This window comes from Mycobacterium sp. (assembly GCF_052144515.1).
Lineage (GTDB): Bacteria > Actinomycetota > Actinomycetes > Mycobacteriales > Mycobacteriaceae > Mycobacterium.
Genome location: NZ_JBKQQD010000221.1, coordinates 1 through 14,409, shown reverse-complemented (window position 1 = coordinate 14,409; position 14,409 = coordinate 1). Strand labels below are relative to the sequence as shown.

The following is a 14,409-nucleotide window of genomic DNA, read 5'->3' as shown; positions in this document are numbered from 1 at the left end:
CCACGTTTCGGCGGTCGCGAGGTGGAAGCGAGGCTCCTGAGACAAAGTTGCCGTCATGTCTTATTGGTATGACAGTTGGCAGCTGATGTCAACCAACCCTTGCACGCTACTGGCCCCACACATCTCTCAGTGTAGGTTCTCAATTTGCGTGGCGAACTTCTCACAGGAATGGCGAATGAGTGGCGAATCCGCCAAGAAGTTGAGAAAGTAGTTAGTCGCGCTAGATGGTTCAGTGCAATTTTCTGGCGCCGTTCCCGCGCGAAAACCCGCAGAAGGTGACACGCTGAGTTCGCGGTTCAACCGCGTGGTGTATCGATGTCGGACATAGTCAGCGTCGACTTGAGTTCCGCGGCCGTCGCCTATCGGCCAGCGGCGGGGGAGCAACGCTGTGTGCCGGCTGGCGAGGTGTCGCCGACGGCATTATTTCGCGCAGCGCCTTGGCGCACCTTCCGCTGGTACTTCGGTCAGCGCCACTACTCGGGCACGTATTGGTCGGCGACTGAACGTGACCACGTCATCTACGAGTCACGCCTGGAGCTGGCGAACCTTATCCTCGCTGATTTTGATCCGAGTGTGCATCACATTGTTGCGCAGCCTTTTCAATTGACCGCCAACGTCGACGGGCAGAAGCATCGACACATTCTGGACTATCTCTGGGACAGCGATCGGGGACCGATCGTGGTGGACGTGGTGCGTGCCGAAAGGATGACGAATCCACGCATCGTGAGGTTATGCGCGTGGACCAAGGAGATCGTCGAATCGTTGGGCTGGTCCTATCTGGTGTTGAATGAGCCTGTAGCCGTCCGCATCGCCAACGTGCGGTTCCTGGCGGGTTACCGACGCGAGTGGCTGGCCAACCAGGATGTATTGGCGGATTTGCGCTGTCGGCGAACAGATCTCGTTGGTCGATCAATCGGTGAGGCCGAGGAGCTCATCGAGGGACACCCTCGAGCATTAGTCCGCCCGGCCTTGCTGAGCATGCTGTGGCGCCGTGAGTTCGAGGTGGATCTCGAGATTCCGCTTGAGCGATCGACAGTGTTGGAGTCGGGATCGTGAAGCCTGCCGCTGTGCGCGTCGGCGTTGGGACGCGATTCGTCTATGACGGCGAGGTCCTCGAAGTCATCGAGATGCATCCCGTGGCGGGCATGCCCGAGGTCCTCGCGAGAGAGCTGGGAAGGGATACGGTGCACCGTTTCGCTCTCGACGAAGTGAGACCCTCTGGTAGATGCCATCTCCTGACCGACGGCCTCGACATCGAAATCACCGAGTCCACGGAATATCCCCCATCGGTGAAATGGGCCGCCGTATCCGAGCAGGACCGCCGCGATGCACGTGATCGCGCCCCACACGTGCGCGAGGTTCTGACCGGATATCGATCCGGTTCCGCCGCAACAGCATTACCGCACGAACCGCTGTCATGTTACAAAAGCACAGCGCCGAAGATGAAACGTCTTGCCGCCAAGGCGAAAGAACTGGGCAGAGGTATACGTACGATCGAGCGCTGGGTTAGCGATTACGAAGCCGAGGGCGAGGTTGGATTGCTGTCTGCGAACGCGGTTCGATCTGCGCTGGGCAGCAAGAAGTTCGCGTTATTTGAGCAAACCGCATCGGACATCATGCGCGAATACACGGACTTGTCGAAGCCGACGATGGACCTCGTCATTCACCACGCGGAAGCACGATTGAACGCCACCTACGGCAAGGGTGCCGTCCAGTTGCCCTCACCAGCAACGGCTTATCGAATCCTGGAAAGGCTTGAGCTGACGCAACCACTGTTTCGGCAGAGCACCAAGCGCATCCGCGACATCGCGGCCCGGCCGGATCGGCCGTACGGAAAGTTGCACCCCACGCGGCCAGGTGAGTACCTACTGATGGACACCACCCCGCTTGACGTCTTCGCCATGGATCCAGACACGTTGCAATGGGTTGGAGTGGAACTCACAGTATCGATGGATTGGTACTCACGCTGCATCACCGGGGTGGGTTTGACGCCGACCACTAAGTCGATTGATGTAGCTGCCGTGCTCTATCAATCGTTCCGGCCAGTGCCGGCAGGCCCAGACTGGCCCGCTGAAGCCGTATGGCCGCCGCACGGCGTACCGCGATCAGTCTTAGTCGAAAAACAAGCGCTACATCCCGATAGCGGATTCGCGTCGACGCCCGCGATCGTGCCGGATACCTTGGTCGTTGATCACGGAAAGATCTACGTCTCAGAGCAAGTGACGAGCACCTGCCGGCAACTCGGCATCTCGATTCAGCCAGCACGGGTGCGTGTCGGCTACGACAAAGGCCCCGTAGAACGATTCTTCCGAACGATCCGTCAGGGGTTCTTGCAGGAGCTGCCTGGCTATAAGGGCCCGGACGTTTATTCCCGCGGCGTCGCACCCGAACAGGACGCTTTCTTCTTCCTCGACGAACTGGAGGCGCTACTCCGCGAGTGGATAGCCGCTGTCTACCACAATCGTCCGCACGACGGTGTCGGAGAGGTCGGCCTGTGGAAACTGGGAATGTCCCCGGCGCAAATGTTCGAGCACGGCATCGCCCGCGCCGGATACATCGAGGCACCGCGCGACCCGGATTTCGCCTACAACTTCCTCAAAGTGGCTTGGCGGACCATTCAGCCTTACGGGGTTGAAATCGACGGGCGCATCTACCGCGGTCCTGGACTGACGGGATATTCGCCGGGGGAGAAGAGTCCGTTCCGAGAACACAGCGGACGCTGGCCATTTCACGTCGATCCCAACGACGTGCGTTTCATCTACTTCTTCGACCGAAAGTCGACCCGACAGTGGCACGCGGTGACGTGGGACCATGCCGCGCTGTGTGGTGGCCCTATGAACGAGGACGGCCTGCAATTCGCGCGCGATATGGCGAAAGCCAAGCACCGCTACTTCGACGACAAGCTGGCGTTGTCTGAATTCCTCGAACGCCGCAACCTCAGTCAAGGACACACCATGGCCGAGCGACGAGTTGCCCTGCGCTTGTCTCGCGAGCAGTCCGGTCTGGCCTTGGACGTCAAGCAGGCGGTGCACGTTCCCGAACTGCCCACGGCGAAAAGGATCCTCGACGCAGCGATCGCGACGGAGATTGAGCCCGATGACCCGGCATTCGCCGACGAACTCGACGACGATCCGGCCGTCGACGACGGTCACTTCTATGAGGACGTGCTGGAGGACATATGACCACGACCGCGGTAGCCGCGCGCCCAAAGACCGCTAATCTGGACAATCTGACGCTGTCGCGTAAGGAAGGTTGGCGGGATTTCACCACCGCGCCGAAGCGGGAATGTCCCGATGCGTTGTCACAGGCGCAGATCCGACGTCTCAGCGATGCTGCAGCCGATCTCTATAACCAGCGACGAACACAGTGGCACAACAATATTGGTCCATTGAAGACTCCGCAGCTGGCTCGGCTACACGAAGACCTATGGGACATCATGGACAGCAACTCCCGAGACGGCAATTGCGCCAAGGGAGCCGTCGCCATCGATGGCTATCCCGGGCTGGGCAAGTCCACTGCCGTCGAAGCTTTTGCCAAGGAATTTCACCGCCGCGAGATCAGTCGCCACGGTCAATACACGGCCGCCGGTGATGAACGCTGGCCAGTGTGCCGCATCGGCATGCGCGGCAACACGAGCATGCGCGATTTCAACGCGGCCTTGTGCGACTTTTTTGCCGACCCTGCAATATACCGGCGCCGCCGAGATACGACAGAGCAACTGGGCGGGCGAGCCCTGGACTGTGTCTTAAGCTGCGAGACAAGGCTTTTGATCATCGACGATCTGCACTTTCTACATTGGCAGCGCAGTGGGGGCATCGAGATCAACAACCACTTCAAGTACATCGCCAACGACTTTCCGGTGACGCTGCTGTCGATCGGCATCGGATTGAGTGACCGTGGCCTGTTAACGGAAGACGTGTGCGCCATGGTTGACGGCGCCAAGTACGAGGACTTGGTGCTGCAGCAAACGACGCGGCGCACCACCATGCTTGACATGAACCCCTTCACCCTGGTGAACGAACGGCAACGCCGCCAATGGCGTCAGCTGCTACTGACCGTCGAGGAGCGTCTGGTGCTCGGCGCCAAGAGGCCTGGCATGCTGGCTGATGCCCTGTCGGACTACTTGTTCATTCGTAGCGCCGGGCACATCGGCTCACTGATGGAATTGATACGCCGCGGCTGCGCGAAGGCCATTCGAACCCGCGCGGAGAGTCTAGACCGAAAACTCCTGGACTCCATCAAGATCGACAGCGCCGCCGAGAAAGCGCGCGCCGAACTCGCTACCGCCTTCCGCACACGCAAATACACCACGAAACTTCGTTCACGGTAACGACCAGTGAGCGCCATTCGACGACTTCCGATACGGGTGGCACCGCTTCCTGGCGAGGCGATCGACTCGTGGATAGAGGCCATCGCACACCGCTATGACAGCACCTGGTCCCAACTTCAACTCGCCCTCGGCGGCGCCTTGAAAGGCGCTGAATACCCCGACACCTGGGTGCGGCGACTCACCGACGCCCAAGTCGCAAAGATTAGTGCCGCCACTGAAATAGACGGCGCTGCAATCCGTGAGATGACGCTGGCCGATCTTCCCGGCATCGTCGTGGGCATCGACCCGGGTAAGGGACATCCAGTCTCGCAGTTTCCGTGGCGGCACCTGCACGCCTCGCGTTACTGCCCATCGTGTCTGGCTGACAACGGTGGACGGTGGAGCCTGGGGTGGCGGACGGTGTGGTCATTCGCGTGCCTCACCCACGAGTGTTTGCTTGCCAGCGAGTGTCCGCGATGCGCTGGCGCGCCCCGCCGAAGAATCGTCTCCGACGTCGTTCCGCAGCCCGCCCGTTGCGCTGCGCCGTTGAATGCCGGGTCACTGCATCCAGTTGCTTGGTGTGGGGCCGACCTCACCCTTGCCCCGGTCGTGCACCTTGACCACGGTCATCCCTTCCTGGTTGCGCAAGCGACGATCAACGACGTCATCGACAACGGCACAGTCGATTTCGGCATCTATCGCGGGTCCTCGTATCGACGGCAGCAAGTTCTTATGGACGTGCGCGAGCTTGGCCAATATTTCCTCAATGATCGCGACGCCACGATCTTGACGACACTGGTGCCCAAGTCCCTGGTGGCGCAACTGCCGTCGGGGTGCGCCGCGAGGAGCGCCCGAGGCCGGCTCGTCGATCGTGCAAGCCCTGCCATCAGCACCGCCGTGGCAGTGACCGCAGCCCTGGGCGTCGTCGGACAACCTGACATCGCTTCTGCTGCAGAGGTTCTGCGTTCGGTGCGGTCCGCAGGCCACGGACACGCACTGTGCAGCCGCATCACAACCACCAACAACCGAAGCGGCCAGACCAGTGCGCGGCTGCGCGGTGCGCACATCGTGTCGCAGGCGCCCGAGCTCGGCGCCTCAGAGCAGCTGCGGGCCCGGGTAGGCACACCCATCGCCTGCCCCCCCGTCGGAGGCATTGCAGACGCGCAGCGCATGGCAACCTGCATACCCACGTTGCTGTGGCCACAATGGTCGGTGCGCTTCGCCGGCCCGCGGCAAACCCAACGCACACTGCGCCCCGCCCTCTCGGTCGCGATGCTGCTGATCGGCAACCATCTGAAGATCGCCCAAGCAGCGAGTTTGCTGGCAAGCCCCCTATCGGCCGCAGCCGTCAACGGCGGGCTCTACCAGGTGAAGCATTCGGAGCACTGGCCCGACATGCGCGAGGCGCTCTATCGCCTGCACCGATATCTCAGACGTTGCGCGCCCCCCATTGACTACGCGCGCCGCCGGCAACTCGATTACACCGCGTTGCTACCCGAGCCAGAGTGGAAGGCCATCTGCCGCAGCACCGGTACTCGGCCCGAGGGTCTATCGACGGCTCGTCGCTATCTGCTAGAACGCCTCAGCGCCACCTTTGCGTTTGCTGGGCCGATGACCAAGGCCGATCAGGACGGCTACGTGATGCTGCAAAGGTTTCCTGCACGGCTCACCCCGGACCTCAGTGTCGAACTGGCGGAGTATTCATTGCGATTTCTTGCTGGCCAAGGCATTACGGGAGAACCCGACTCCTGGTCCCCGCCGGTCGCACTGCTCAACGACTTGCACTTGCCCAATCGCGGGGTCGAAGACGTCGACATCAGTTGCTTGCATCACTTGATTCGCCATCGCGGCGTGCTGCTTGGGCGGGCCGCGGACGAGCTCGGAACCACCGTGGACATCGTGCGGGCGGCCCTGGAGCAAGACCCCGCAGCTCGGCTGCCGCGCCCGCCTGCCCGCCGACCGCTGACCCGTGCGCACCCGGTGTATCAGACGGCTAGCGAGATACTCACGCCGCAGCGATTCACCCAGCTCTACGTAACCGACGGACGCAGCCTGAAAGACATCGCCGCGTTATGTGGAGTAAGTCGACAGACGGTCACCCAACTAGCCCGCGACTACGGAATCACGCTCCGCCGGTCCCCACAGCGGCACGCCGTCATTGTCGACCCCACTTGGCTGCACGATCAGCAGGTCACCGAGGGCAGGTCTCCCTACGACCTCTCAAAAGAGTGCGGGCTTAGCCGCAGCACCCTGTCGAAGTGGGCCCGCTCGAATGAAGTCTCCGTGGGGGCGTCGAGTCTTCACAGCGCAGCCGCGCCGGCCCACAAGAAGATTCCGAAAATTCTCCTCTCGACTTTAGCAACCCCAGGAGGATGGGAACGCCTGCAACAGCTTCCGGCCATCGCCGAGCACCCGTCATATCCGGCCGCCGCAGTGCGCCTGAAGGCTAGCCCCAGCACCATCGGTGTGTGGGTCAGGGCCATCGAGCGGGACCTAGGGGGAGCCGTCCTCGTGCGAGCACACGACAAGCAACCGCAACGGCTAACTCGACTGGGCGCACGGGTCATCACCGCGGTGAAACGCCTCGATGCGCTCGGTGGCCCGTGACAGCCGACCACTTCCGATTGCAACCGCACGTCGCGGGCTAGGCGCGGACAGCGGTCGAGTTTGCCAACTGCCCGCGCGAACTGTGTAGGGCAACTAGCACCCGCCGCAGGGCGTCGAGCGCAGGGCTGTTCCCCGGACGCCAGTAGATTCGGTGGTCCGATAGTGACAATCCACGCCGGCACATTGACGAGGTCAGCCATTGCAGACGCTGGGTGGCGGCTTCGGTATCGGCAGCCTGGAGGACGGGTAACGCCATACATGCGATGGCTGCGTCGGCAGCGGGACTTGAGCACGTCATCCGCGCGCCGCCACTGGTGACTAAAGGCTGCAGAAACGCTTTCGTCGCGCGGAGCACAAACTGCTCAAAGAGCAGATCCGAAATGCGGGAGGCCACGTCATGGGCCTCCCCATACCGCAACATCCATTCTCCCAGCCTGCGTAGATCTCGCGTGAACATCGTCGAGGACACTGGCGACGATACGTAGATGCCACCTGACGCATGCCCCGCGCGCAGCACGCACAAAATCTCACGCTGGACCACGACCGCTGGGCCGGTTTCGAGGCGTATGACGGGAACATCCGACAACGGTTCGCTACACCCCCTTGCTTCGCCGGATCGGCCGACCCTCCGGGTGCACGAACCCAGCTTCGGGACGTCGCCGAAGCGGAGTGGCGCGGTGCGCTGGAGACCCCCGCACACGCGGCAGGCGTCGGCTAGTAAACACCCATGCGTCGGGCAGGCGAATGCCCACCGCAACCGCCACCACACCCGCCACCTTCCACTGCGCTCTTCAAGGCACCTAGGACAGAACCGCGAACCGGTGACGCGCAAAGACGCTACAGGCGGCCGTTGCCAGCTGGTGTCTTTGATCCACGGTTGCAGAGTCATCGCCTGAAGCCGACACGGTTCGACGCCCGTGCAGTAGCTGATGGTGTCCACCTGCCCCGGTGTCAGCGACACGTTGGCCCGTGTCGCCCAGTACGAGGCCGTATTGCCGTGCATTCCGAAAATGCCTAATGCGCGCAAGATTTCACCCCAGGTTGCATCCGTGCGGCTAGCCAACGCCTCCAGCCACGAGTCGAGGCTTTCTTCTGGCAGGGGTTTCACGCGGATCGGCAGAGTTCGCACTGCGCGCCGGGGCTCCACGCCGCCGCCGCGAGGGACGGCCTCCCGTGCGGACGCCTCGGCGACCATGCCCTCACAATGCACTACTAGTAGTGCATTGTGTGGGCGTTTCGCCTATGTTGTGATGCGCTTTTGCGTCGTCGGTAATCCGCTCCGGCGCCTGAAGTGTGCAGAGTCAAGCCCCGCCGCCGATCCGAACAAACTCCCGTATTGACGCCAGTGAACGCGTCGAATGCGCCGAGATCCAGGGGATCGGCGCCCGTGAGTGGTCATAGATCAAAATTTAGCACTACTAGTAGGGCAGACTTTTCCGGAATTTGCAGCAGTACTGGTATGCGTGCCGACGCGCCCCAGTCAAAATGACCCGAAACGGGTCGCTGTGTGGGAGAAGCGGCGCCGTCAGGTGGGCACGCGAATACAGACCCTGCGCATCGACCGCGGCTACACCCAAGAGCAGCTCGCGCTGAGGTCTGGTGTCTCACGCAACGTGTTGATCGACCTCGAGTACGGCCGGCGCGGCATCCTGCACGAAAGGCTATTCGACATCGCGAAGGCCCTTGGTGTTTCCGCTTCAGAGCTGCTGGAGGGTATCAAATGACGCGTGCCGGAGCGATCGACCCAACTCGGTCGAGATTTGTCCTCAACGGTGTTGCCTCAAGCTGAGGGCTCGCGAGATCGTGCGCGAGGTCTGGCGGCAGGCCAAGAATTCCTAGCTGCGCTCCGCTAGCCGCGTGAAGACCCTTTGCGCGAATCTGCTTAGCGCTGCGACAGCGAGACCGAAGGGGTCAAAACGCGCAGCACCGTGGCTTCATTCGTTTATGCGATGGGCAGTCGGCAAGCCGCACGGCTCGCCCTACTAGTGATACAGTAGATGCTCGTGGGCCCGGTCAGCTGGCTTATCTGAAGAGCCGGAAACGGGGTGACGATCCGGCCGCGCAAGAGGCGACACAACGCCGAGACGCCCCCGCGTGCCGCTGCCGGGCCCACCCGACGAAACCGGAAACAAGGATTCCGCTATGCAACTATCACTGGTCCCACCCTTTACGTCCGTGTCACCGGAGCAGCGCAAGCTCGTCTACAACGCCCTAGCGAACAACGAAGGATGGACAGCCACCGTGGACCAAGAACCCGAGCGGTAGGTGATCGACTTCTCGGATGATCCGCGTGCGGTCGACTACCGGGAGCGCATCGAGCGCGCCCGCAATGAGGCGCGCCGGCGCTACCGTGACCACCTGGCAGGGGTGTTCGCCCGGCACGATGTCGCCAATCCCGACGAGTTGGCTGATGTCACGCTTGATGCGCTCACCGTGTGGCGATACATCGACAGCGGCGAGCGCTGCGGTTGTTCGTGTCACCCCCGGCTGCCCGAAAGCGATCTCCACGACTACGGATTCGATTGCGTCTGTGCCCGCCCGCCCGAGGAACGCCGCCGCGCATTCCAGCAGTGGCGCGATGACATTAAAGCGTTCTGGCAATCACCCGAGGGCCAGCAGATCACAGCTGCCGAGAAGGCCGACGAAGCCGAGCTGCAGGCGTGGCTCACCGGACAAAAGGGGGTCATGGTGCACAGTTACGGTGGCCTGTGTCCTGAACAGTGGACCGGGGAAGTTGACGGCCACGGCTTCTACTTCCGCGAGCGCCACGCCGAGTGGCGCATCGAGCTCGATCTGCGGCCCAGCGGCCGCTTCATCCGGACAGTCGCCGGCACCGACAACGACGGCGCCACCCGCTACGAGCAGCGCGAATTGGACCAAGGTGACGTCATCGCTTACGGCACAACCGATATCGAGGGCTACGGCACCACCCCGCTCGAACGGGCACAATTCATCGTCGACACCATCCGTATCCACCTGACACGCCAGGCATGCACGCACCACCACGACGATCTGGCATCGATCCAAGCGATACTCGGCGCACCGGCCCGCTGGTGCCAGGTCTGCGGAACCCGCCTGCCCGCACCGTAACCACCTGCCGGCCACGGGTCCGTTACGCTAATCGCCTTTCGGCGACGACCCAACACCCGCGGGTGCGGGGAGGTTTGTGGCTCGGCGCGCCTCCAGAGCGCGCAGCCGAATCATAGTGCCCGGGTGGTTAATAGAGCTTCCAGTGACTGCTAGTTTCCCGAGGTCCGCTACCGGCCGCTCTGTGGTGGTAAGACTCTGGTCGACGCGATAGAGGCGGCTACGAACGGGTCTGATGGAAGCCGTGGAGCACGCCCATCAAATCGCCTAAGAGATCAAAGCGGAAGTGGCGAAACCTGAATCGAATCCAAGTCGGCTAAAGCAACTGTTGCTCTGAGCCGTCACCGCTGGCGCCGGCGTGCTGGGGCAAGCCGCCGCGACCGACTTGATACACCTGGCAAGCCACGCTCTGCTTGCAAACGTTTTGAGTAGCGACCTTTCTGTCGGTGTGCGGGTGAGACAAGAAATGAGACTGCCCGGCCTGCGACAACGCACCGATCGATGGACGCTCTGCTGCCCGTCTTGTTTCTCTGGTAATGGGCATGGGGTGCCGATTGCTAGGCTGGTCTGCGTGTGCCTAGCGCAATCGGCGGATGACGAAGACGACACGGACTTCTGGTTGGCAACACCGGGTTTCCGTGAATCGCTCATTGAAGCGGAAGCCGACATCGCCGCAGGCCGCACCTACAGCGCCGAGGAGGTCCGCGCTCGCTTCGGGTTGGCTCCGCGGGAAGCTCGCTGATCGATCTCGTTTCTTTAGATTTGAGACGGGCATGACCGGGGCGCGAGTCGGTCGATCTTGTAGCACTCGCCGCAGCGGCTCTTCCGGCGGGTGCTAACCACGGCTTCCCACTCGTGCCCGCGTGCACAGAGCCACCAGGCCCGAAAGTTGCTCGCCGCCCGTAGCTGGCTCGGAGTCAGCTCGCCGTTGCGCGTCGGGTGCCACTCATGTGCAGCCTCAGGGAACAGGTCGGCGAAGGACTCACCCGGCCGCGGCAGCGCCAGCTTGCGAGCCACCGTTCGGTAGCCGCATCGAGGGCAGCCGCTGCCTGTCGTGCGCAGGTGCACCGCAGTTGCCCACTCGTGCGAGCAGTCTGAGCAGGTCCATACGAACTTGGCGTGGCTACCGGGATGTATGCGTTCGGCGGTGATGCCGTGGTTCTTGTCTGGGTGCAGCTCGGCGGCGACGGTTGGAAACTCGCTGGCGAGGCTGACGGTGCGATACCTATGGATCGCATTGTTTGCCTCGGCCTCGGCCCACAGCTGCGGGTCGCTGATGTACTCGTCGAGGCGCTTGGCCGTGTAGCCCATATTCGCAAGTGCGCGTAGCACTTTCACGCTAACCGATTTGATTGGTTCGGTCGGCGTGACGAACACCTCGTGCCCGCCGAGGCCGTGCAGGGGCAGCTCGCGCACACGTAACAAGGTCCACCCGGCTGCGTTGAGTGCAGTGGTCTGCGAGCGGTCGCGGCTACCCAACGTGGCGTGGAATCTCACGCCGTCGTACTCGACGACGAGGTGTAGTGCGGGGGCGACGATGTCAGCGCGGACAGGTCGCCGCCGTGGGACAGGTATCGGTGGGTGGCCGTGCACCACGGCCAGGCCGGCCGCTGCTAGCTCGTATTCCAGGCGCAGCTGGCGCGCTGAGACGCCAATCGTCGAGCAATCGGGACAGCCGTCGCCCCGGTTGGCGCGCTTGTACGGTGGCGCAGCCCAAACATGCCCGGCTGCCTTACATTGCCACCAACGCTTCTTCCTGGCCCCAGGATTCACGTCAGTGGCCGTGATCGGAGCATTGAGCGTCGGGTGCCATTCGGCGGCAATGTCGGGATAGAGGTCGGCGAGCGACCGGCCAGGTTTGGGCGTCGCCTTTGCGATGGCCCGCCGCGCCTCGTCGCACTCTGGGCACTGCTCGTCCCGGCAACGATTCGCAGGCGATACATTCCAGACGTGGCCTTCCGTGCACAGCCACCACACGCGCTTTTGGCTGGCTGGCCGCACGTCGAAAGCTGTCAGTTCGCCGTTGCGCGTCGGGTGCCATTCGGCGGCCGCGTCGGGGAACTCGTGGGCGAAGCTGCGGCCAGGCTTGGGCGTGGAGCGCAGGATTGCGCGCCGCGCGACCGCGCACTTGTGGCATCCGATGCCGCCACGACCACGCTTGTTGACCGCGGTTTGCCATTCATGCTCACACTGTGGGCATTTCCACCAGGCGAGCTTTCCGCTGCCGACGCGGACCTGCTCGGGGGTCAGGTCGCCATTGAGAGTCGGGTGCCATTCAGCGGCGACAGCAGGGGCGGCCTCGGCAAGTGACTCGCCAGGCCGGGGCTGGGCCTGAGCCGCCGCGCGCCGTACTATTCCGCACCTCGGGCATCCACGGCCCGCTGTCCCACGCTTGTACACCTTGTTTGGCCATTCATTACCGCACGTCGAGCACCGCCACCAAACCTCGGCGTTGCAACCCAGTCGCACGTCGTAGGGCGTCAAGTCGCCATTAAGGGTCGGGTGCCACTCGGCGGCGAGCTCGGGGCGCAGATCAGCCAGCGACTGCCCTGGCTGCGGCTTCAAGATGGCGACCACGACAGAATTGTCCGCCAGACCCACGACATACGGCAGCGTCACGTTTCGGTTCGTTGGACGGGCGTTGGTGGCGGTCAGCCTCGTTGTCGCCGGGTGGCGGCCTGGACTCGGTGCGGCCAGATGTGCTGACGGTGGTCAGCACCCAGCTCATACCGGTTCATGTTTTCCCATGTCGCGCCGTGCTGACCCATTAAGTGTTCGTGCTGGTCAGGCGCATTATATGCGTCTTCGATTCCCGGCAGCTCTAGCAAAAGCCAACGCCGCCTGGCACTACCGAGCCGCGCGGCAACTACGCGTCGAGCAGCCTGGTCAGGTCGACTAGTTCGGCGATTTTGATGGCGATGTCCTCGATCGAATCCTCGTCAGTGCTCAAGCCGCTTCGCGAGGCCAGCAGGGGGCTGACCTCGCGGAGAGCGTCGTACGTCGTACCGTGCACAACGGGGACGAGTAGGTCGCGCGCCAGAAGCTCCGAAAGTTCCTTATCGGCGATTCCTTCCGCATCAATGCGTTTCAGTAGCGCAGGGGTGACCAGCACAATCCCCGCACGCGACTTCGCCAGGCCCTTGTCGATTGCGCGGAGCAGCGGCACGCCGAGGATGACGTCCTTCTCGCTGAACCAAACCGACACATTGTTGGCCTCAAGCAGGTCGTGCAACTCCTTGGCAGCAGCCTGCCGGTCATCCCAGGCGTGACACAGGAATACGTCGCGTAGGTCAGGGTGCGCGCGTGCCTGTGCCTCAATCTTGCTGCGAACAGGGGCCAGCGCTTGTACTTGCTGAGGGGTGTAGGTCACGGAGGAGCTGCTCGACGACCACCTCGGCCGCACGCCGCCACTGGACCCGCCCGAACTCCCACTCGTCCGTTGCTGATATGCGGGCGACGGGGAGTAGGACCGAGGCGGGTAACTGGGCGCGGTGTAGTAGGACCGACGTGAACCGTATCGGCCGTGAACAGGGCAGGCGGCGGCACCGCTTGCTGTCCGATGACCCTGTCTGGGCGCTGTGCATCCGCTCATGATCGCGATGGTACGTAGCACCACCGACATCACTTCGGCGACACGAGCGCAGCGGATGCGTCGGAGTAGGCAACCCTTAGTTGCGCATATATTGCGCGTTGGGTGCCTAGCAAGCTAGATACGTATCCTGAACTGCGGTAATACTGGTGCGCGATACTGGCGCCTCTCTGTGTCAAGTAGTTGGTTTTTGCCGGGTTGTAGGGTTTGGGGGCGGGCTCGGGAAGTGACTTGTCTGAAGAGCCGGTGTGCGGGGTGTCAGCTGGCCGCGCGAGACGATAGAGCCGCCCCCGAGTGTCCTCCCGGGCCCGCCTTTTGTTTGACTGCGTCGCCGATCAGCTGTCGGTACACGATGTCGGACAGGCGGCGTTTCAAGCAGCGCATGGCTTCGTTGTGATTTTTGCCTTCGGATCGTTTCCGCAGGTAGTAGGCCCTGCCGGGGGTATCGTGGCGGATTTGGGCGATGGCCATGACGTGGAGGCAGAAATTGAGTTGGCGATCGCCAGCGCGGGAAAGCCGGTGGCGCACCACCTCGCCGGAGGACACCTCGATGGGGGCGGTGGCGGTGTAACTGGCGAACGCGGCGGCCGAGCGGAAGCGACTGACATCACCGACGCGGCCGAGGATCTTGCCGGCGGTCAGCGCGCCGAGACCATGCAACGCGGTCAAGGTGGTGGCGGATGCGCTGACGGCCATCTGGATATCATTGGCGGCCTTGGCGATCCGGCGATCGAGCTGGCGCACCTCGCTGACCAGATCCACCGCCAGGGCACGCAGCGTCTTGGCGGCGGCGTCGCGGGGTCGCACGCCGCGCAAA

Annotated in this window: 12 protein-coding genes and 1 pseudogene; 9 read left to right on the top strand and 4 right to left on the bottom strand. The window is 62.9% G+C overall.

Going from position 1 to position 14,409, the window contains the following annotated elements:
• Positions 1-315: 315 nt before the first annotated feature.
• The 5 genes from ACLP9N_RS15520 (at position 316) to ACLP9N_RS15500 (ending at position 7,634) form a co-directional block, all read left to right on the top strand.
• Positions 316-1,056 carry a TnsA-like heteromeric transposase endonuclease subunit gene (locus ACLP9N_RS15520; RefSeq protein WP_442408254.1) on the top strand — a complete coding sequence of 247 codons (741 nt, stop codon included), beginning with the start codon at positions 316-318 and terminating at the stop codon, positions 1,054-1,056.
• Complete coding sequence (locus tag ACLP9N_RS15515) at positions 1,053-3,182, top strand: transposase (RefSeq protein ID WP_442408253.1); 2,130 nt, start codon at positions 1,053-1,055, stop codon at positions 3,180-3,182. Before ACLP9N_RS15520 ends, ACLP9N_RS15515 begins: the two co-directional genes overlap by 4 nt.
• Complete coding sequence (locus tag ACLP9N_RS15510) at positions 3,179-4,330, top strand: AAA family ATPase (protein WP_442408252.1); 1,152 nt, start codon at positions 3,179-3,181, stop codon at positions 4,328-4,330. Before ACLP9N_RS15515 ends, ACLP9N_RS15510 begins: the two co-directional genes overlap by 4 nt.
• A 6-nt stretch (positions 4,331-4,336) precedes the next feature.
• Complete coding sequence (locus tag ACLP9N_RS15505; protein ID WP_442408251.1) at positions 4,337-6,916, top strand: TniQ family protein; 2,580 nt, start codon at positions 4,337-4,339, stop codon at positions 6,914-6,916.
• A gap of 499 nt (positions 6,917-7,415) precedes the next feature.
• Positions 7,416-7,634, top strand: coding sequence for a hypothetical protein (locus ACLP9N_RS15500; protein ID WP_442408255.1), 219 nt, complete (start codon positions 7,416-7,418; stop codon positions 7,632-7,634).
• 9 nt (positions 7,635-7,643) lie between these two features.
• Here the strand turns inward: ACLP9N_RS15500 and ACLP9N_RS15495 are convergent.
• Positions 7,644-8,111, bottom strand: a pseudogene (locus ACLP9N_RS15495) (TniQ family protein); the annotation flags it as partial.
• Positions 8,112-8,379: 268 nt separating this feature from the next.
• Between ACLP9N_RS15495 and ACLP9N_RS15490 the strand changes: the two are divergent.
• From ACLP9N_RS15490 to ACLP9N_RS15475, 4 genes are all read left to right on the top strand, one after another.
• Positions 8,380-8,640 carry a helix-turn-helix domain-containing protein gene (locus ACLP9N_RS15490; RefSeq protein WP_442408250.1) on the top strand — a complete coding sequence of 87 codons (261 nt, stop codon included), beginning with the start codon at positions 8,380-8,382 and terminating at the stop codon, positions 8,638-8,640.
• Positions 8,641-9,058: 418 nt separating this feature from the next.
• Complete coding sequence (locus tag ACLP9N_RS15485) at positions 9,059-9,181, top strand: hypothetical protein (protein WP_442408249.1); 123 nt, start codon at positions 9,059-9,061, stop codon at positions 9,179-9,181.
• On the top strand, positions 9,182-10,006 hold the full coding sequence (locus ACLP9N_RS15480) for a hypothetical protein (protein ID WP_442408248.1): 825 nt from the start codon (positions 9,182-9,184) through the stop codon (positions 10,004-10,006).
• Between the two features lie 568 nt (positions 10,007-10,574).
• Positions 10,575-10,745 carry a hypothetical protein gene (locus ACLP9N_RS15475; RefSeq protein WP_442408247.1) on the top strand — a complete coding sequence of 57 codons (171 nt, stop codon included), beginning with the start codon at positions 10,575-10,577 and terminating at the stop codon, positions 10,743-10,745.
• A 14-nt stretch (positions 10,746-10,759) separates the two neighbouring features.
• Here the strand turns inward: ACLP9N_RS15475 and ACLP9N_RS15470 are convergent, their stop codons facing one another.
• The 3 genes from ACLP9N_RS15470 to ACLP9N_RS15460 all read right to left on the bottom strand — a co-directional run.
• Complete coding sequence (locus tag ACLP9N_RS15470; protein WP_442408246.1) at positions 10,760-12,622, bottom strand: zinc-ribbon domain-containing protein; 1,863 nt, start codon at positions 12,620-12,622, stop codon at positions 10,760-10,762.
• A gap of 247 nt (positions 12,623-12,869) precedes the next feature.
• The gene (locus ACLP9N_RS15465) at positions 12,870-13,373 is read right to left on the bottom strand and encodes a toll/interleukin-1 receptor domain-containing protein (RefSeq protein WP_442408245.1); all 504 of its coding nucleotides are present in this window, start codon (positions 13,371-13,373) and stop codon (positions 12,870-12,872) included.
• Positions 13,374-13,850: 477 nt separating this feature from the next.
• Positions 13,851-14,409 (bottom strand): transposase (locus tag ACLP9N_RS15460; protein ID WP_442408244.1); only part of this gene is annotated, 559 nt, incomplete at its 5' end.

What these genes read in the sequence shown, in the direction of transcription:
- ACLP9N_RS15520 (WP_442408254.1), top strand. Translation starts at nt 316, where the DNA reads ATGTCGGACATAGTCAGCGTCGACTTGAGTTCCGCGGCCGTCGCCTAT.
- ACLP9N_RS15500 (WP_442408255.1), top strand. Translation starts at nt 7,416, where the DNA reads ATGCCCCGCGCGCAGCACGCACAAAATCTCACGCTGGACCACGACCGC.
- ACLP9N_RS15485 (WP_442408249.1), top strand. Translation starts at nt 9,059, where the DNA reads ATGCAACTATCACTGGTCCCACCCTTTACGTCCGTGTCACCGGAGCAG.
- ACLP9N_RS15510 (WP_442408252.1), top strand. Translation starts at nt 3,179, where the DNA reads ATGACCACGACCGCGGTAGCCGCGCGCCCAAAGACCGCTAATCTGGAC.